This is a genomic window from Thalassiella azotivora (assembly GCF_054781695.1).
In genome coordinates, this window is sequence record NZ_BAAGTX010000035.1 from 12,418 (window position 1) to 31,213 (window position 18,796).

15 protein-coding genes and 1 tRNA gene are annotated in these 18,796 nt (G+C 75.9%); 5 read left to right on the top strand and 11 right to left on the bottom strand.

The window, feature by feature from the left end; genetic code table 11:
- Positions 1 to 15 precede the first annotated feature (15 nt).
- From ACYVQV_RS18125 to ACYVQV_RS18145, 5 genes are all read right to left on the bottom strand, one after another.
- Positions 16 to 3,828 (bottom strand): DEAD/DEAH box helicase, encoded by a 3,813-nt coding sequence (locus ACYVQV_RS18125; protein WP_461024721.1) that lies wholly within the window; start codon positions 3,826 to 3,828, stop codon positions 16 to 18.
- 244 nt (positions 3,829 to 4,072) lie between these two features.
- Positions 4,073 to 4,570, bottom strand: coding sequence for a hypothetical protein (locus tag ACYVQV_RS18130; RefSeq protein WP_461024722.1), 498 nt, complete (start codon positions 4,568 to 4,570; stop codon positions 4,073 to 4,075).
- A gap of 71 nt (positions 4,571 to 4,641) precedes the next feature.
- Positions 4,642 to 5,526, bottom strand: coding sequence for a putative RNA methyltransferase (locus ACYVQV_RS18135; RefSeq protein ID WP_461024723.1), 885 nt, complete (start codon positions 5,524 to 5,526; stop codon positions 4,642 to 4,644).
- 66 nt (positions 5,527 to 5,592) lie between these two features.
- A complete protein-coding gene (locus tag ACYVQV_RS18140; RefSeq protein ID WP_461024724.1) occupies positions 5,593 to 6,267 on the bottom strand; it encodes an ACT domain-containing protein in 675 nt (224 codons plus the stop codon).
- Positions 6,268 to 6,422: 155 nt separating this feature from the next.
- On the bottom strand, positions 6,423 to 7,712 hold the full coding sequence (locus ACYVQV_RS18145) for an MFS transporter (protein ID WP_461024725.1): 1,290 nt from the start codon (positions 7,710 to 7,712) through the stop codon (positions 6,423 to 6,425).
- A 215-nt stretch (positions 7,713 to 7,927) separates the two neighbouring features.
- Here ACYVQV_RS18145 and ACYVQV_RS18150 point away from each other — a divergent pair, with 215 nt between their 5' ends.
- The 3 genes from ACYVQV_RS18150 to ACYVQV_RS18160 all read left to right on the top strand — a co-directional run bounded on the left by ACYVQV_RS18150 (position 7,928) and on the right by ACYVQV_RS18160 (position 11,428).
- Positions 7,928 to 8,683 (top strand): hypothetical protein, encoded by a 756-nt coding sequence (locus ACYVQV_RS18150; protein WP_461024726.1) that lies wholly within the window; start codon positions 7,928 to 7,930, stop codon positions 8,681 to 8,683.
- Between the two features lie 205 nt (positions 8,684 to 8,888).
- Positions 8,889 to 10,775 (top strand): sensor histidine kinase, encoded by a 1,887-nt coding sequence (locus tag ACYVQV_RS18155; protein WP_461024727.1) that lies wholly within the window; start codon positions 8,889 to 8,891, stop codon positions 10,773 to 10,775.
- Positions 10,772 to 11,428, top strand: coding sequence for a response regulator (locus ACYVQV_RS18160; protein ID WP_461024728.1), 657 nt, complete (start codon positions 10,772 to 10,774; stop codon positions 11,426 to 11,428). Before ACYVQV_RS18155 ends, ACYVQV_RS18160 begins: the two co-directional genes overlap by 4 nt.
- A 4-nt stretch (positions 11,429 to 11,432) precedes the next feature.
- On the opposite strand, the gene ACYVQV_RS18165 is transcribed toward ACYVQV_RS18160, so the two are convergent.
- The 3 genes from ACYVQV_RS18165 to ACYVQV_RS18175 all read right to left on the bottom strand — a co-directional run bounded on the left by ACYVQV_RS18165 (position 11,433) and on the right by ACYVQV_RS18175 (position 14,238).
- Complete coding sequence (locus ACYVQV_RS18165) at positions 11,433 to 12,212, bottom strand: AAA family ATPase (RefSeq protein WP_461024729.1); 780 nt, start codon at positions 12,210 to 12,212, stop codon at positions 11,433 to 11,435.
- A 36-nt stretch (positions 12,213 to 12,248) separates the two neighbouring features.
- On the bottom strand, positions 12,249 to 12,731 hold the full coding sequence (locus ACYVQV_RS18170; protein WP_461024730.1) for an NUDIX domain-containing protein: 483 nt from the start codon (positions 12,729 to 12,731) through the stop codon (positions 12,249 to 12,251).
- A 334-nt stretch (positions 12,732 to 13,065) separates the two neighbouring features.
- Positions 13,066 to 14,238 carry a polysaccharide biosynthesis protein gene (locus tag ACYVQV_RS18175; RefSeq protein ID WP_461024731.1) on the bottom strand — a complete coding sequence of 391 codons (1,173 nt, stop codon included), beginning with the start codon at positions 14,236 to 14,238 and terminating at the stop codon, positions 13,066 to 13,068.
- A gap of 242 nt (positions 14,239 to 14,480) precedes the next feature.
- Here ACYVQV_RS18175 and ACYVQV_RS18180 point away from each other — a divergent pair, with 242 nt between their 5' ends.
- A complete protein-coding gene (locus tag ACYVQV_RS18180; RefSeq protein WP_461024732.1) occupies positions 14,481 to 14,945 on the top strand; it encodes a nitroreductase/quinone reductase family protein in 465 nt (154 codons plus the stop codon).
- An 11-nt stretch (positions 14,946 to 14,956) separates the two neighbouring features.
- Here ACYVQV_RS18180 and ACYVQV_RS18185 read toward each other — a convergent pair whose 3' ends face one another.
- Positions 14,957 to 16,120: an FUSC family protein gene (locus ACYVQV_RS18185; RefSeq protein ID WP_461024733.1), complete on the bottom strand. Its 1,164-nt coding sequence runs from the start codon at positions 16,118 to 16,120 to the stop codon at positions 14,957 to 14,959.
- Between the two features lie 184 nt (positions 16,121 to 16,304).
- Between ACYVQV_RS18185 and ACYVQV_RS18190 the strand changes: the two genes are divergently transcribed.
- A tRNA-Arg gene (locus tag ACYVQV_RS18190) sits at positions 16,305 to 16,380 on the top strand.
- Between the two features lie 60 nt (positions 16,381 to 16,440).
- Here the strand turns inward: ACYVQV_RS18190 and ACYVQV_RS18195 are convergent.
- The gene (locus ACYVQV_RS18195; protein ID WP_461024734.1) at positions 16,441 to 16,605 is read right to left on the bottom strand and encodes a hypothetical protein; all 165 of its coding nucleotides are present in this window, start codon (positions 16,603 to 16,605) and stop codon (positions 16,441 to 16,443) included.
- A 393-nt stretch (positions 16,606 to 16,998) separates the two neighbouring features.
- Positions 16,999 to 18,796 (bottom strand): hypothetical protein (locus ACYVQV_RS18200; RefSeq protein ID WP_461024735.1); only part of this gene is annotated, 1,798 nt, incomplete at its 5' end.

Sequence of the window (18,796 nt, forward strand, 5' to 3'; positions counted from 1 at the left end):
GCGGGCCCCCAGTGGTCAGCGACCCCCGACGGCGGCCAGCACGGCGTCCACCACCGCGTCGGCGTCGGTGAACAGGTCCAGGCTGGACACGGGCACGACCCGCCACCCGAAGCGGCGCAGGTGCTCGGCGACGGCGAGGTCGTCCGCGACGAGGTCCGCGACCGTGCCGCCGGCCCGCGGTCGCCAGCGCGCGTCGGTCAGCACCGCCACGGCGCTGCCGGGCTCCCCCGACGTGCCGGCTCCCGACGCCGCACCCGGCCCCTGACTCGACGCCTGACTCGAACCCGAACCGCCCACCTCGACGGTCGGGAGGTGGACGGCCAGGTCCGGCCAGCCGGCGCGACCGTCGCCGGGCTCCACGTGCAGTCCCTTGTCGTGCAGGCGCTTCGCGAGGTCGTCGAGCAGGGCGTCGAGCTTGCGCCCACCCAGGACGTGGGCGGGCGCGTCCGGTCGCGCCGCGGCCTCGAGCAGGGCCCGCAGGGCCTGGGCGCCGGGTGTGCGCGTGCGCTGGGGGTCCAGGTCCTCCGCGCGCAGGCACGACACGACGGTCGTCGACCACCGGGCCCTGGTCACGGCGACGTTCAGTCCCTGCTCGCCGCCGTCCTCGTCCAGCGGGCCGAACCGGTGGATGACCCGGCCACGGGGGGTCAGCCCGAAGCCGACGGACAGGATCACGGCGTCGCGCACGGCGTCCTCGGACCGGGGCAGGTCCGTGACGACGAAGGGCTCCGCCGTGGGACGGGTGAACCAGCCGGCGACGTCCGGGTGCTCCGGCAGCTCGGCGCGCACCGCGTCGGCGACACGCCGGGCGTGCTGCCGGGTCACCGTCAGCACCGCCAGCGAGCGCCCCGGGTGGGTGCGGGCGTGCTGCAGGACGAGGCCGACGACCCGTCGGACCTCCGCGTCCACCGACTGCACGCCGCCCTCGGCGTCCAGCGGGCCGGTGCCGTCGGCGACGAGGGCCAGCCGGACGCCACCGTCGGGGGCGGGCACCGTCCACGCCGGGGGCCGCGACGCCAGGCGGCAGACCTGGGCGGACTGCCGGTGCTGGTGCCCCAGCCGCAACCGGGGCAGGACGGCGGCGGCGAGCCGCAGCACCGACTCGCGCGGTCCGGGTCGCTCGGTCCCCTCGGGACCGTCCTCCGGGGCGAGGTCCAGTCCTGCCGGCGGCAGCCCGTCCGGGTCGCCCACGACGAGCACCTGGGTCCCCCGGGCCATCGCGAGCGCTCCCTCCGCGACGGCGCACGAGTGCGCCCCCGCGACGACGACGAGGTCGAAGCGCTGCCGGTCCGGGACGTGGGAGGGGAGGGACAGCGGGCTGGTGAGCGTGCACGACGGCTCCGCCTTCGCGCGCTCGACGTCGCGGACGACGGCAGCCGCCGCCTCGTGCGCCGTCCGTGCCTCGCGGTGGTACCGGGTCCCGTCGACCCCGCCGCCGGGGGCGACGCGCTGGTCCACGAGGGCGTGCTCGAGGACCGACGCCCACCAGCACAGCTCCAGCTCGTCGGCGACCCTCGCCGGGGGCACCCTGCGGTGCAGCAGGTCGGCCAGCAACGGGTCGAGGCCCAGCTCGCGCAGGCGCGTCGTGGTCTCGACGCGGTCGGCCAGGGACCGTGTCACGTCGTCCTCGACCGCCAGGCGGGTCAGCCGTTGCTCCAGCTCGGGCAGCGACACGTCGGCGAGCCCGCCGTCGGCCAGCACGCCGTCGAGCAGCAGGACGTCGGCGCGCACCGCGTGGTACAGCGCGTCCGTGGCCGTCAGGCCCACGGGCACCTGCGGCCACCCGCCGCCGGTCGACATGCGCTGCCACTCGCTGCGCTCGTCCTGGGCACGTCGCAGGGCCTGGTGCAGGTCGCCGGGGGCCGCACCCGGACGCAGCAGGTCCTTGGCCTGCTTGCGCCACCGGCGGCGCTCCATCGTCGACATCCGCACGCCCTGCGCCTCCCGCCAGGACGGTGCGGCCGTCGCGGCGACCATCTCGGCCACCGACCGCTCGTAGACACCCGGCGTGAAGGTGTCCAGCGTGGCGCGGACGGCGACCAGCAGGTCGAGCTGGCGCCCCCAGTCCGCGAGGGAGCGGGCGCCGGCCAGACCGACCGCCGCAGCGGTCTGCTCCATCTGGGCCCGCAGCGCGGGGAGGGTCTCCTCGGCCAGCCGGCGGGCCGCGCCCAGGGCGTCCTGCGCCTGCTCGCGGCCGGCGAGCCGGGCACGGTGCCAGGGGGAGTCCTCCGTGCGCGCGTCGAACTCGCCGAGGTCGGCCACCTCCCGCAGCACGGTGGCGACCTCGTCGCGCTCGCGGCCGGCGAGGCGCCCGGTCGCCTGCCGGTCCAGCCGGACGGTCGTGCGCGGCGCGCGCGGGCCGCTGCTCAACCGGGCCAGCGCGTGCAGGGCCTGGGACACGGTCACGCCCCAGGGCTGCACCTCCTCGTGGAGGGCGGCGCGCTCCCGGCCGAGGGCGTCGAGCTCGGCGAGGGCGCGGGCGCCGTCGGCGGCGGCCCGGTCGGCGTCGGTGTCGTCCACGGGGTCGGTGCCCGCGTGGCGGTCGAGCAGGGCCCCCGGGTCGCGCAGCAGGTCGGCCAGCCCGACGTCGGCGAGGGTGTCGGCGACGGCGGCGAGCTCGGCCCGCTGGGCGCAGACGAGGAGCGTGCGCCGGCCGCGCGCGGCCTGGGACACCACCACCTGGCTGACCAGGCGGGTCGCGCCCGTGCCGGGCGGCGCGCTGACGACGAGCGAGTGCCCCGCCTCGACGGCGGCGACGGCCCGCCGCTGGTCCGGGTCGAGCTCGAGGACCTGGGCGGGGACGACGCGGGGGGCGGCGGGCAGCCCGGCGTCGGCGATGGCGTGCGGGTCGGGCAGGGAGGGGGCGGCCCGACCGGACGACGGTCCGTCGGCCTCGTCGGCTGCACCGGTGTCGCCGTCCGAGGCGTCGCCGTCCGAGGTTCTGCCCGAGGCGTCGGCCGAGGCACCGTCCGAGGCGGCGGCGGGTGATACGTCGTGGTCCACGTCGTCATCGGGAGCGCCGTCATCGGCAACGCCGTCGTCCGGGTCGGGGTCGGCGTCCGGGTCGGTCTCGGGCTGCTCGCGGGGCTGGGCGTCCCTCCGCTCGGCGGTCTCGACGACGACCCGTGCGAGGTCGCGGACCACGGGGTGGTCGGCCATCACGGCGGCCAGCCGGTCGAGGTCGGCCAGCATCGCAGGGACGACGTCCACGAAGATCCCGACGACGGTCCGCTCGGTCACCGTGAAGCCGTCGAGGTGCCCTGCGACGTCGCGCAGCTCGTCGAGGACCGGGCGCGGGTCGAAGCCGTGCGCGTCGGTCGCGAGGTCGACGAGCAGGTCGGGGTCGACGGGCACGCCGTGCCGGGCGAGCAGGCGCAGGAGCGCCGGGTTGGCCCGGACCTCCCAGCCGAGGTCGAGGTCGTCGTCGGTCTGCCCGACGCCGCGCGAGCGCAGCGTCAACGGCCGCAGCAGCGCGGGAGCCTGGACGCGACCCCCGTCGGGCAGGCGCCACGAGACCATCCCGGAGGCGAGGTAGCTGCCACCCACCCCGTGCTGGTCGGCGAGCCGGGCCGCGGACAGGCGGATCGCGCGGGCCCGCTGGCGGGCCGCGGACAGGGCCCCCGGCTCGCGGAAGAGGCTGGACAGCCGGGTCGGGCGGCCGGCGAGGAACTGGGCGAGCCCGGAGGGGTGTGCGGTGGCCAGGTCGAGCGTGCCGGTCTCGAGGTCGCGGAAGTCGACCAGGGCGTCGCGTCCAGCGGCGGCGACCAGCTCGTCGCGCCAGCGGGAGGTCGCCACCGTCACGGGGTCGAGGTCGTCGTGGTGCGGCACCGGACCACGCTAACCGCCTCGCGGCCCTCGACCGGCCAGGCCCACCGTCGCGTCGACCGGATCACCCGGTCAGGTCGTGGGGAGGCAGTGCGCACCGCGCAGGGGGCAGGCGGTGCGCACCGCCACCCGCAGTGTGCGGACGAGGTGGTTCAAGGGTCAAGCAGATCAGGGGTTTCTGGACCCGGCCGCGACCGACGTCACACGTCAGGCCCCACTCGCGCCACCCGGAACCCGACGGCCGCCCTCAGCAGTCCAGGTACGTGCGGATGGTCGCCTCGGTCACCACCCGACCGTTCGTATCGAGCAGGACGCCGAGTTGACCATCTGGAAGCGGCAACGAGAAGGCGTAGTCTTCCTCCCGGCCGCTGTCCACTCGCACCTCGACCACCAGCTCCCGCGATGGACCATCGAGCAGCGGCCCCTCGGGCTCCGGAGTGACGTCCTCGAAATCCGCGGAGGTACCCGCGGTGATCCACTGCTGACCGGGGCTTCGCACCGACTCAGCAGCCCACAGCACCTCGCCGCTCTCGAAGTCGGTCACGGTCGCGGAGGCGATGGACTCGTCGTCGCACAGAGGCATGAACACCTGGAGCTCGCGACCGACGGCGATGCCGATGGGCCGGTTGTCGATCGCAACCGGATCGCCAGGCAGGGCATCGCAACCCGCCGCGAGCATCGCGACAGGGACCGTCAGGGGCCACCGTCGCCGGACGGCCGAACGATCACTGCTCAGCATCTGCACCCTCCGTCACGCCCACCGGCGGTTCCTCGATCGCGACCGCTGCGCGGGAATTCATGGCGAGCGGGCGGACGTCAGTGGTCATGGCTTCCACCCGGTCCGAACTCCGCCGGCCGCAGGACGTGCAGCTCCACGGACGTCGTCACCCGCACCGGGGAGGGCAGTGCGGCGACCCTGCGCTCGGTCTCCGCCGGGTCGGTGTGCCACGCGCTCGGACCCATCGCCACGAGGTCGAGCACGTTGGCGGCGTCCACCGTCCGCTGCTCGTGGGCGCGGACGGTGCGCACGTGCTCCAGGTGCGGTACGAGCGACGCGTGCAGGGTCCGCCCCTTGTCCGGTGGCACGCTCAGCAGCCCGAGCGGGCCGACGAGCTCGGTGAGGTGGTCCGGGGCCGGGACCACGACCACGCAGGCGCCCCCGGGCCGCAGCACCCGGGCGACCTCGGTCGCGGACCGCGGCGCGAACACGTTGAGCACGAGGTCGGCGCACGCGTCGCGCACGGGCAGCCCTGCCCAGGAGTCGGCGACGACAGCACCGATCCGGGGGTGCGCGCGGGCGGCCCGGCGGGCGGCGAACTTCGACAGGTCGAGCGCCAGCCCGGCGGCCCGCGACCCTGCGGCGTCCAGCACCCGCGCCAGGTGGTACCCCGTGCCCGCCCCGACGTCGACGACGAACGCCGGCCCGTCCCCGCCCGCCTCGCCGAGCAGCTCGGCAGCGACCCGCGCGAGCGCGTCGGCGACGACGTCGTGCAGCCCCTTCTCCTGGACGGCGGCGCGCGCCGCGACCATCGTGGCGGTGTCCGCCGTCCCGGTCCGTGCGTCACCGGGCAGCAGCGTCACGTATCCCTGGCGGGCGACGTCGAAGCGGTGCCGCCGGGTGCACACCAGGCTGCCGCCGTCCTGCTCAAGCGTTCCCGCGCACAGCGGGCAGGCGAGGTGGGCGACGACGTCCGACAGCACCGCGTCAGCCTCGCACGCCGCGTCCCGGGCCCCGTCCACCTGGCTCGTCCCAGGCGCAGGCGGGCCTCACGCGCCGGCGGCGAGGTCCTGCGGGGTGGCGCGGTCCAGCAGCGTCCCGGCGATCCGCGCGATCTCGGCGAGCCGCCACAGCTCCGAGCGGTGGAACGTCGGGCCCTGCTCACGGACGAGGAGCAGCACCACCGGCGCGGTCAGCGGCGCGACCGCCACTCCCCCGTACGCCCGTCCGTCGTCGCCGGTCAGCCGGGGCGTGGCCAGCCGCAGCGGGATGCCCTGCCCGACCGGGTGGGCCGGCGCCCCCACGCTGGCGGCGAGGAGCGCGGCGAGCGTCCCGGTCGCCGGGGTGGCGTCGGGGTATGCGAGCACCTGGGCCCAGTCCGCGCCGAACGCCGCGACCGCCCCGTCGGCGAGGGTCGCGGGCAACCGCGCCGGGTCGGCGAGCAGGCGGCCGACGAGCTCCAGCTCGGCGTGCCCGGTGACCGGCGGAGCGGGGTGCTGGCACGCCTCGACGGCCACGCCGGGGAGGGCGTCGAGCCGTTCCCGCAGCCGCTCCAGGCGCTCGGTGGTGGCCACCGAGACGTGCACGTCGTCCGTGGCACGGCCACCCTCGGCGCTGAGCACCTCGACCTGGACGACGTCCGCGCCGGCGGAGCCGATCGTCGAGGTGACGAGCCCGAGGGCGCCGGGACGGTCGGGGACGGTGAGCCTGATCCTGACGAGCACGGCGACCTCCTCGCGGCGCGCGGACCCCTCGCCCGCGCCACCGCCTACGGTCCCGCCGCGGTGTTGCCGGATGGTTTCCGCAGCGTCTCCGCCTGGTCAACGGACGCGGGACACCACGGTCCCACCCCCGGCCCGCACCGGGAAGGTCCGCGCCGTCACGGACCCGCCGCCACCGCCCGCGTCGTGCGGACCAGGAGCACGAGTGCGAGGACCTGGAGCACCGCGACCGTCGCCGCGAGGACACCGACGCGGCCGTCGACGAGGGCCCCGGCCAACGCCCCACCGGCCAGCGCTCCGAGCCCCTGGACGGCCGCGAAGACGCCGTAGGCGGTCGCCCTGCGCCGCGACGGGACGAGGTCCGCCACGTAGGCCTTGACGGTGGAGTCCAGCACGCCGGTGGCGGCGCCCCAGACGACGACGCCCGCGATCACCACCCTCAGGCTGTCGGCGAACACCAGCAGGGGGACGACGGCGACCAGACCCGGCACGGCGAGCAGGACCCGCCCGCCCCACCGGTCGAACGCGATCCCGGTGGCCAGGGCGGTCAGCGCCTGCACCCCCATCGCCGCGGCGTAGAGCAACGGCGCGGCGGCGAGCGCGACCAACCCGTCCTCGACGAAGCGGTAGGAGATCACCCCGAAGGTCATGAGGCCCGCGGTGCTCAGGGCGGCGGCCAGGGCCAGGGCGTGGAAGGTGCGCGGCAGGTCGCCGCCGAGCGCGGCGCGCAACCTCGCCACGGCGGCCGGTGCGGACCGCGAGACGCCGGCTCGCTCAACGCCGTCGGCCCCGGCTGTGCCGTCGTCCGGCTCGGGCGCCGTGACGCCGGGCGCCCGCCGACGCAGCCGGGCGAGCAGCAGCATCGCGACGGCGCCGGGGACCGCGAGCAGCGCCAGGCCTGGCCACACCACGCCGAGGGCGGCGGTGACCCCGGCCACCACCAGCGGGCCCGAGAAGGCACCCACCTGGTCCAGCGCCTTGTGGACGCCGAAGCCCTTGCCACGTCCCGTCCCCGTCGCGATCCGCGCCAGCAGGGCCGACTTGGCCGGGGAGCGCACCGCCTTGCCGGTGCGCTCCAGCATGATGAGCGTCACGGCGACGGCCAGGCCGGCGCCGCCGAGGAACGGGGTCACCGCGAGCAGCGGGACGCACACCGCCGTCATCGCGTAGCCGACGACGGTCAGCCGCCAGTGCCGTCCGCTGCGGTCGGCCCACGTGCCCGTCACCAGGCGCAGAACGAGGGCCACCGCCTCGCCCGCGCCGGTGACGAGGCCCACGGTCAGGGCCGAGGCGCCGAGCGTGCCGAGGAAGGGACCGGCCACGGAGCGCATGCCCTCGTAGACCACGTCCGCGGAGAGGCTGACGAACCCGAAGGCGAGGACGGTGCGCCACGGGGACCAGGTGGTCCTGGGCTCGGCCGGGCGAGCCGAGCGTGGGGGCCGGGTCACGGCCGAGGATCCTCGCACGGTGACGCGCGCACCCTCCGGACGGGCCGAGCGGGTACGGGCGGCGGTCGGCCGCGTCGGCGCCCGGGTGAGGTGCCCGGCAGGTCGGGCGCCGTGCCCTGGTTCCTGGGACGCCGGGCGCACCAGCGTGGTGCCCACGGACGACGAGTCCACGACCGGGCAGGGAGCCCGGCGCAGCGCCTCAGGAGGGCACACGCATGAGCACCACCGTGACCGGTGGCCCCGGCCACCGCTCCACCACCGGCACCAGCCACGACGTCGGGGCGTCCACCGTCGACGGCCTGCCGCGGCAGCGGTCCGCCGCGCCGCACGGCCGCGCCTGGGCGGCGTCCGGTGTCGTCGCCGGACTCGCGGGTCTCGGCGGCATCTCGGCCTCGATGGCCTCGGGTGCGGTCTACGACGAGAGCGTCATGGGCGACCCGGAGGGGATCGTCGCCCTGATGTCCGAGCAGGTCCCCCAGCTGCTCGTCTTCCACACCCTCACCCTGGTCGGCGTCGTGGCCCTGGTGGTGTTCGCCGCCGGGCTGCACCGCCGGCTGCGTGACCGGCTCGGCGAGGGCAGCCTGCTGCCGTCGGTCGCCGCCGGCGGCCTCGGCCTGGTCACGGTCGCGGGCCTGATGGGCACCGCCCTGGACACCGAGTTCATCTTCGGCCTCGCCGAGCCGGACGTGATGGTCGCCGAGACGGCCGTCCTGTACGGGCACTGGGTCGGGACCGTCGCCTGGCTGTGGCTCGGCGCCGGGATCGCCGGGGTCGCGACCGCCGTCGCCGCGTTGCGGCACGCCGCCGCCCCCCGCTGGATCGGCTGGGTGTCGGTGGTCCTCGGCGGTCTGACGCTGCTGTTCGGCGTCTCCCCGCTGCAGTACATGGCGGGCTTCACCGGGCCGGTGTGGCTGACCGTCGTGGCGCTCGGCTTCCTGCTCGGTGACCGCGCCCGGCGCGCGGCCCGCTGACCGTCACCCGGGCACGAGGGAGGTCCCGCGCCGTGCGATCCGCCGAACCGGCCCCGGCAGCACGGCGCGGGTCCTACGCTCCCGACACGATGGGCGCGCTCCCGCTGCGGTCCGCCGTGGCGGCCGCGCGATCCGACGAGACGGCCGCCGTCCCCACCGGGACGGCGGCCGCTCCGGCGCGGGCGCCCCCCGGGCTGCGGTGGCGGTGGCCCTCACCGCCTGGTCGGTCGCGGTCGTCGCCACCGTCCTGCTGCTGTCGGCGCGCCCCGCGCTCGACGAGGGCTTCTGGTTCTTCGCGGTCGACGTGACCGTCGCCGCCGTCTACGGCACGGTCGCCGCGGTGGTGCTGGCCCGTCGTCGCCACCCCGTGCCCTGGGTGCTCGCGGTGACCGCCGTCGGGGGCGCCGTCGCGGCGTTCGGATTCGCCTGGACGCTGCTCGCCCAGCGCCGTCCGCTGCCGTGGGTGGACGTCATCGGGCCGCTGCAGGGCATCGCCTGGGTGCCGGGGACGCTGGCGCTGTTCTGCGTCGTCCCGTGGCTGGTGCGGGACCACCCCCTCGGTCGCGCCCGCTGGGGCGTCGCCCTCGGGTCGGCGGTGGCCGTCGCGTTCACCGCGTCCCAGGCTCTGCAGCTCGGCCTGGCGGTCTGGGCGATGTCCGCGGCCGCGGTCGTCGTCGGCCTGGTCGCCGCCGCGGACGCGACCCGGCGGTGGGCCCGGGGTCCGGTCGACGAGAGGATCGGCCTGGGGTGGCTCGCCGTGGGCACGACGGTGATGGCGGTGTCGTTCCTGCCGCTGGCGGTGCCGCCCCTGTGGGACGTGCTCCCGATCTGGTTCACCCCCGTCCTGCACCTCGCGGCGCAGGCGGTGTACCCCGCCGCGGTGCTGGTCGCGGTGCTGCGGCAGCGGATGTGGGGTCTGGACCTCGCGGTCAGCCGCGCGGTGGTCGCCGGCGTCCTGTCCGTCGGGCTGCTCGCGCTGTACGTGGCGGTGGCGACCGGAGCCGCGGCGGTGCTGCCCGGGGACGGCTTCGGGCAGCTGGTCGCCGCCGCCGTCGTGGCGGTCGCCGTCCAGCCGACCCGGCTGTGGGTGCAGCGCCGGGTGCACCGGCTCGTGCACGGGGAGGGCAGCGAACCCGACCGGGTGGTGCGCCGCCTCGGGCAGCAGCTCGGCAGCGCGCGGACGACGGACGAGCTGCTCGGTGGGCTGGCGTCCGGCGTGGCGTCCGCGCTGCGGCTGGAGTCCGCGACGGTGGTCGTGGACGACGTCGCCGTGGCGTCGAGCGGGTCCCCGACGTCCGTGCCGGTGCAGGTGCCGCTCGTGCACCGCGGCGCGCGGGTCGGGACCCTGGACGTCACGGCGCCGCCGGGTGAGTGGCTCGGCGCGCGGGCCGTGCGCACCCTGGAGGAGCTGGCCGTCGTCGTCGCCGCGGGCGTGGCTCTGGCCCGCGCCGCGGTCGACCTCGAGGACGCCCGCGCGCGGCTGACGTCCGCGCGGCTGGAGGAACGTCGGGTGATCCGGCGCGAGCTGCACGACGGTCTCGGCCCGTCCCTGGCGGGGTTGCGGCTCGGGCTGCAGGGGGCGCGCAACCTCGTCGAGCGAGACCCCGGGTCGGCGGTCGACCTGCTCGCCGCGCTGCAGGCCGAGCTCGACCAACGGGTGGACGACGTCCGCACCCTGTCCCGACACCTCCTGCCGCCCGTCCTCGACGAGCTGGGTCTGGGTCCGGCGCTGGAGGAGCTCGCCGCCCGGCACGAGGGGACCGGGCTCGTTGTCGGGGTGCACTGCGACGTGCCGGAGGTGAGGCCCGCCCTGGCCGCGGCGGCGTACGGGATCGCGGCGGAGGCCGTGACGAACGTCGTCCGGCACGCCGGGGCGTCGCGGTGCACCGTGGACGTGGCCGTCGACGGGACGGAGCTGGTGCTCGTCGTCGAGGACGACGGCGTCGGCATCGCGCCCGGCGCACGCCCGGGTGTCGGGAGCCGGTCGATGCGGGAGCGCGCCGCCGAGCAGGGCGGCTCCGTCGAGGTCACCGCCGCGGCGGCGGGAGGCACGAGGGTGGAGGCGCGGATGCGGCTCGGGAGCGCCGGGTGAGCGGCACCGCGGGTGCGCCGGTGCGCGTCGCGGTGGTGGACGACCACCCGGTGTTCCGGCTGGGGATGGTCGCGCTGCTCGGCACCCTGGACGGGATCGAGGTCGTCGCCCAGGCGGACTCCGCGGCGCAGGCGCTGCAGGTGGTGGACGACGACGTCGACGTCGTCCTGATGGACCTCGAGCTCGGGGACGGGTCGGGCGTCGAGACGACGCGCGACCTGCTGCGCCGGCACCCGGACCTGCGCGTCCTCGTCGTGACGATGCACGAGGACGACGACTCGGTGGTGGCGTCGGTGCGGGCCGGTGCCCGCGGCTACCTGCTCAAGGGCGCCACCCCGGACGAGGTCGAACGCGCCGTGCGCGCCGTCGCGAACGGGGAGGTGATCCTCGGCGCCCGGGTCGCCGCACGGGCCATGACGTACCTGTCGGGGGCCCGCACGGCGGGCGCGGTGCCGTTCCCCGAGCTCACCGACCGCGAGCGCGAGGTCCTCGACCTGGTGGCGCGGGGCCTGGACAACGCGACGATCGCGCGGCGGCTGGTGCTGAGCCAGAAGACGGTGCGCAACCACGTGGCGAACGTCGTGACGAAGCTCGCGGTGCCGGACAGGTCGGCGGTGATCGTGCTGGCCCGTGAGCGCGGGCTCGGCGCCTGAGCCCTCACCCCAGGACGTGCCGCAGGTAGCGCTGCGGGGCGTCGAGGAACCCCTTCCAGTGCGCCACGACGTCCAGGTCGTCCCAGGCGACGGGGGTGATACCGGCGTCGTCGAGCTGCAGGACGCGGGCGCCGGGCAGGGCGGTGAGCAGCGGCGAGTGCGTCGCGCACAGCACCTGGCGGCCGTCGCGCGCCATCTCGTCGAGGAGGCCGGTGAGCGTCAGGCAGTTCGCGAACGACAGCGCCGACTCCGGCTCGTCGAGCAGGACGACGCCCGCACGCCGGACCCAGTGACCGGTGAGCATCTCCACGAACGACTCGCCGTGGCTGACGCCGTGCAGCGGGTGGATGCCGCGGCCGGCTGCGGGGCCGGCGTCCTGCAGGTAGCCGACGAACGCGTGCATCGTCTCGGCGCGCAGGAAGAACCCCCGGCGGCTGCGCCCGGCCCCGGTGGCCGGACCACGGACGGCGCGCAGGTGCGCGGCGAGACCGGAGCGGTCGGCGCCGGACCCGCGATCCGCACCGGCGTGGTGGTCGGTGCTGCCGCCGTCCGGCGGGATGCCGAGCACCTCCGCGACGGCCTCGACGACCGTCGACTTGCCCGTCCCGTTCTCGCCGACGAGGAACGTGACCCCTGCCGGCAGGTCGAGGCCGTGCCGCAGCAGGTGGGCGACGGCGGGGACCGTGAAAGGCCAGGACCCGTGGTCGGGGTCGCACGCGGCGTCGACGTCCAGGTCGATGTCGGGTCGGCGCTCGATGCGCCGCACGGGCCGGTCGACGTCCACGCGAGGCAGTGTGGTCGAGGGGACCGACGGCCGCGGTCAGCGGGCGGCGAGCGCCTCCGCGAGCCGGTCGAGGAACACGGCCTGGGCCGTCACGACCTTGGCGCGGCCGGTGTCGAGGTCGAACCACTCGACCCGGTCCACCTCGGGCACCGTGACGGTGCGGCCGGACCGTGGTGGCCACTCCAGCTCGAACGTGCCGGGGACGACGTCCGCCGGGTCGAGGTCCCCTTCGACCGCCCACGCGGTGACGGTCTTGCCCCCGGACTGCCGGACGCTGCCGAGCGGCACGGGGTCACCGTCCGGGGCGGGCAGTCCGAGCTCCTCGGTGAACTCGCGGCGGGCCGCGTCCAGCGCGTCCTCGGTCGCCGGGTCGTACTCGCCCTTCGGGATCGACCAGGCGCCGGCGTCCTTGCGCGCCCAGAACGGGCCACCCATGTGACCGAGCAGCACCTGCGGCCGACCGTCGGCGCCGGTGCGGTGCACGAGCAGCCCCGCGCTGGTGCGGGTCCGGGCGCTCACCGGTCCCGGTGACGGTCTCGTCGTGCCGCCACGGGCGGCGCGCTCCGATCCGCCGCCGTGGGTGGGCTCTCGCGCCGCACGGTCAGGGACATCCACTCGCAGGACGCGGTCGCGGCGCGGGCGGCGACGTCGGCGCGGCGGTGCAGGTTCCGGCGGCGGTCGGGGTGGCGCACGGTCCCTCCTGACGGGCTCGGGGTCGCGGTCGCGGGTTCGCGGACGCGTGGGGCGGTGCCGGCTCGCGGTGGGGTGATGCTGCCACGACCCGGGGCGGCACGCTCCTCCTCGTGTCGACCTGCCGCCCGTTCGTGGAGGCGGGACCCGTCGCGGCAGCGCGTCAGCTCAGGACGAGGCGACCTCCCGCCCGGTCGGCGTCGCGCAGGTCGACGTCGCGCAGGCTCGTCGGCTCACCGCTGCCCGGCGGGAGCAGCGCGGTGAGCGCCTCGACGACGGCGCGGTCGTCGCCCGTGCCGCACCAGGCACCGAGGGCGTCCGCCCGGGCGAGCAGGTCACGGGCCGCGGGCGCCTGCCCGTCCAGCCGCAGGACCCCCGGCCGGGCGCTGGGGCTGACCCGGTCGGCGCCGTCCGCGACGTCCGCGTGCAGCTTTTCCCCCGGGCGCAGCCCCGTCACGACCACCGGCGTGTCCGGCGCCCCACCGGCGTCGAGGTGGCGACGGACCAGCTCGGCGACGGGTAGCGGGTCGGTGGCCGCCGCGTAGACCTCGCCGGCATCGGCCATCGCAGCGGCCTCGAGCACCAGGCACACGGCGTCCTGGAGGGTGCTGTAGCGGCGGGTGGCGCGCTCGTCGACCACCGTCACCTCGTGGCCCGACCGCACCTGGTGGGCGACCACGTGCAGCGGGCACCCGGTCCCGCCGACCACCGTCCCGACCCGGGCCGTCGCCACGCGCGTCCCGCGGCCGGCGTGCGCGGCGAGGACGGCCTCGGCCAGCCGCTCGGTCGCGCCGAGCACGGACGACGGACGCGCCGCCTCGTCGGAGCCGACCTTGACCACGCACTCGACCCCGGCCGTCACAGCGGCCGCCACCACGTTGGCAGTGCCGAGCACGTTCGTGCGCACCCCCTCGACAGGGTGGCGCTGCACGAGGCGCAGCCGCGACTGCCCGGCGGCGTGCAGGACGACGTCCGGCCGGACGGCGGCCATCACCCGCTCCACCCGGCCGCGGTCGCGCACGTCGGCGAGGACGAACCGGTCGTCGTCCACCAGGTCGTGGCCCTCCAGCTGCAGCTGCAGGGCGTGCAGGGCCGACGCGTCGTGGTCGAGCAGGTGCACGCTGCGTGCCCGGGCCCGGGTCAACGCCTGGACGAGCGCCCGGCCGACGACCCCACCGGCCCCGGTGACGAGGACCCGGCGGCCGCGGACGGTCTCCAGCGCGGCGCGGCCGGGCGCCGGGTTCGGGTCGCGGCCGAGCAGCAGCGCCGGCAGGTCCGGGTGGTCGGGCCCGGGAACCTGGACGGGCTGGTCGTGGCGGGAGTGGCGTCCGGACATGTGGTGCCCCCGAAGCGGGTCGTGGCCAGTCGCCGCGGACGGCGGCGGTCCGGTGAGCATGACCCAGACGCGCGCCTCGCCAGCAGCGGCCCGCAGCCCGCCCACCCGGACGCCGCAGCCACCGTCACCGAGCGTCAGGGACCGGGCGCGCGCCGTGGAGGTCGCGTCGTCCAGGACCGCGTCGACGGCCGGGGGGCTGCGAAAGCGCCGCGTGCGCTCGCGCGGCGGGCCAGGATGGCGGGGTGAGCGAGCGTCCACCCCGTGTCCCACCCCGCTGGTTCGTCACCACCGCCTGGAAGGTCCACCGCGGCATCTACCGGCTCAGCCGCGGACGCCGCGGCCTGTGGCCGGCTCGGCCAGCGAAGTGGGGCACCATGCACGTCACGACCACGGGACGGCGCAGCGGCCGGGAGCGCGAGGTGATCCTGGGTTACCTCGAGGACGGCCAGGACCTCGTCACCCTCGCGATGAACGGCTGGGGCGAGGGCGACCCGGCGTGGTGGCTGAACCTCAAGGCGCACCCCCGCGCACGGGTCCGGCTGAAGGACCGCACCGTGGACGCCGTCGCCCACGAGGCGACCGGCGCCGACCGCGAGCGCCTGTGGCAGCGGTACCTGACCGCCGAACCGAAGCTCGACGGGTACGCGGCGCAGCGGTCGACGCCGACCGCCGTGGTGGTCCTGTCCCCCGTGGGCGCGGACACCTGAGCGACGGGCGGTCACCCGACGGGTCCGCTCGTCCCCGGCCCGCCGGTAGCGCCCGGCCCACCGAGCCGGTCGGCGCGTCCCGCGGCCTCCTCGACCGCGGCGACGGCGTCACGTTGCACGAGCCCACTGGCCCTCAGCAGGTCCACGGTCATCGCCCGGACCTGCCCGACGAGAACCCACCGCGGCTGCGCCCCGGGCGGCACCGCGGACGCGAGCGCCGCCGCGCGCAGGGCCCGGTCGCGGGCCGTGACGACGTCCCCCTCACCGGCCACCCAGCACGCGAGCTCCCGGACGGCGGTGACGAGCTCGTCGACGGCGTCCACGAGTCCGGCGGGGACGGCGTCCCGCCCGGCGTGCCGCACGAGGTTCCCCGACGCGCGGCACAGCCCGCGGCCGGTCGCGAGCATCACCGGGACCCGGTTCGCCACCGCCTCGACGGCCTCGACGACGTCGCGTCCGCGCCGCCGGTCGGCGGGTCGCCAGGCCAGCCGCTCCCGCGTCGCGGCGATGACCCCGGTGATCTCGTCGTGCGCGTCGTCCAGGGCGGCGACCTCGTCCATCGCGGCGTCGGCGTCGTCCAGCGACCCGGCCTCCAGCGCGCGGGCCACCGCGTCGAGCATGGCGGCGAGCCGGTTCAGGACGTCGTCGGTGACGGTTCGCGCGGACCGGTAGGGGTCGGGTGACGCGACGGCGTTGAGGGCCACCGCCGTCAGCCCACCGACGACGGCGTCCCCGAGCCGCACCCACGGCCCGGTGTCGAGGTACGGCACGAGGACCATCGCCACCACCGCCGCGACGGCCGACTGGTTCGCCATCAGGCCACTGGGACGCACCGCCACCGCCGCCGACATGGCCACCAGCACGGCCACCGCCAGCTGGAGCGGTCCCACGCCCACCCACCGCGTCAGCAGGTCCGCGGCGAGGACGCCCAGCACCACGCCGGTGGAGATCTCGGCGGCCCGCGTGACCCGCTGCCCCGCCGACAACCCGGTGGCCACGACCGCCGCCACCGGCGCGAACACCGCGTTCTGGGACCCGAAGACGACGGCCGCGACGGCGTACGCCACCCCGGCCGCGGTGGCAGCCAGCAGCAGCGACGGCGCGTGGGCCCGCAGCCGACGGAGCACCGACCGCGGCCAGCCGCGCACCCCCGCCTGCCACCGGCGCCGGCGCATCAACCGTCCCCGCCGTTCCCGAGCGCGCTCCGGGGAGTGGGCGCGCGCACCCCCACCGCGGCCGGCACCGCCCCGCGCGTCCTCACCACGGACCTCCCGCCGTCGGTTCCTCCACGGTGCCTGCCGGGGTGGGCCACCGCATCCGCTAGCGTTCGGTGTGCAGGTGACACCACCACCTGTCCCCGCCCCCGTAGCTCAGGGGATAGAGCAACGGTTTCCTAAACCGTGTGTCGGAGGTTCGAATCCTCTCGGGGGCACCAGCGTTCTCGCGGGTCAGCGGCATGTTGATCTATCGGCACCTTGTGGCGACAGCGTCCCGGTCAACTCTTGTGCCGGCTTCGTGCCAGAAGGCATCGGATGCCAGCGCCCGGCAGGTGCACGTCAAGCGCCTCGGCGATCTCCGCTTCACGGCCCGGAAGCCGGCGCGCATAGTGCTTCGTCGTGACCGTCGCCTTGTCGTGCCCGACGGGGTCTGCGATCTTCACAGGTGACTCTGAGGGACCACGACGTGACGCGACTTGCCTTCCCTCGGAACGGTCGTTCCCAGGCGCTGGACCACGTCCTTGCTGCCCCATGGGTCGAGTTCCGTGAGAGTCGGACCGAGAAGCGGACGAAGTGCAGAGCCAGGTTGCCCGGGGTCCGGAATCATCTCCACTCCGCTCACCGTGATCATGCCTCGCAGGTCCTCTGACCCGCGCACGTTGTTAGATCGGGATGCGCCACCCAGGTCGCCGAAGCCCTTCGACAACGCGTCGAACGGGGAAGACCACCGCCGAGATCGCTGCGACGAAGGCTTCACCGCAAGGTCTTCGGCCGAGGTGCGCCAGGACGCGACGACGACGAGCCCGGCGTTCGGTTCCGGCGAGGGCGTCGCTAGGTCAGCTGCGGGTGATGACGCTGCCGTCGTGCGCCGTCACGAGGCAGCTCACGGCCGTCACACACGACACCGAGGTCAGCGCGGACGACGGGTGGATGACGACTGGCTCCGACCATGCGGAGCCGTCCCAGGTCAGGGCGCGACCGGCCTCGTCGACGGCGACGCAGGTCCCCTCCGTGCACGAGACGTCCGTGAGCCTGCCCCCGTCCGCGTCGACCAGGTGCAGCGCCGTCCATGCCGACCCGACCAGCTCGGCCGCGCGACCGCGGTGGTCGACGAGGACGCACGCTCCGACATCGCTGCACGACACGACGCGCGGGCCGTACTCGCGGGAGGGGTCGAGCACCGTGACCGGCGCCCAGGTTCCACCGGCGTACACGGCCGCCTCGCCGTAGTCGTTCGCGGCGACGCAGTAGTCCGGGGAGACGCAGTCGATGCTCGCCGCGTTCCACCACCGCTGCGGGTCGACACTCGGTGTCCGCGTCCAGGTCGTCCCGTCGAACGTCATGGTGATGCCACCGCGCGTGAGGGCGATGCAGTGGTTCGCGCTGGTGCACGACACGTCGCCCCAGACCGTGCTGGAGCGCTCCTGCTGCCAGGACGTCCCGTCGAACACGAGCAGGTTCGAGTAGCCGCTCGCGAGGTTCGCGGTGACCGCGACGCAGAGGGTCTCTGCACCGCACGACAACGCCAGCGGCGGGTACGCCGGCTCGACCTGCGTCAACCGGGGCTCGCCCCAGGTCTCGTCGCGCAGGGTCCGAGCCCGGAAGGAGTCGTCCATCAGGGTGCACAAACCGACGGCGACGCACGAGACGGCCACCGGCGCACCAGTGATGTGGCTGACGGTGGTGCTGGTCCACACCCCGTCCACCAAGGACGCCACGTCGACGAGCTCCTCGCCCGCGAGGGCTGCGCACACCCCCACGCCCGGGCAGTCGACGACGGTAAGTCGCAGGCCCTCAGGCTGCGGCGACGAGGTCCACTGCACCCCGTCCCAGGTGCTCACCTGCCCGCGCCAGTCCGTGATCAGGCAGAACTGGCGGCTCGAGCAGGACAGGCCGTAGGGCTCACCCTCCTGCGGCTCGGGCATCGGCGACCACGCGGCGCCGTCCCACGAGTCGGCACCCGACGAGCCGGCGACGACGCAGGACGCCGGACCGGCACAGCTCACCTTCCCGATCTGGAAGTCATGCGACCCCCGAGTCCAGGTGCTGCCGTCGTAGCGATAGCTGTTGAAGCCGGCCGCGGCGACGCAGAACGAGGACGAGACGCAGTCCACATCGGTGAGACCGAGACTGTTGGTGCTGACGGACGTGGACGTCCACGACCCGCCCGAGCGCACGAGGGCGGACCCGGTCGAGGTCGTGGCCACGCAGAAGGCGGCCGAAGCGCAGGACACGTCGGTCAGCCAGCCGTCGTTCCCGATCGTCTCGGTCGGCGTCCAGCTGGTCCCGTCGAAGCTCGACACCGCCCTGGAGAACGACACCGCGAGGCACGACGGTCCCGCGCACGACAGCCCGGTGACCTCCTGCAACGGAGCCCGCTGAACCCGCGTCCAGGCACCCGCGCGCAGGACGAACGTGTTGCCGTGCCTGTCGACGGTCGTGCAGCTCGTGGTCGACGCGCACGACAGCGCGACGAGGGAGGAGGACGGCGGGTGCACCGGCTCGGGCTCGGACCAGGCGGGACCCGTCGGTTCGACGACGTACCCCGCGACGTCCGCGAGCAGGTGCACCGTCCCACCCGAACCGTTGAACAGGCTCACCCGACCATCGGCACCGACCTTCGCCAGCACCAGG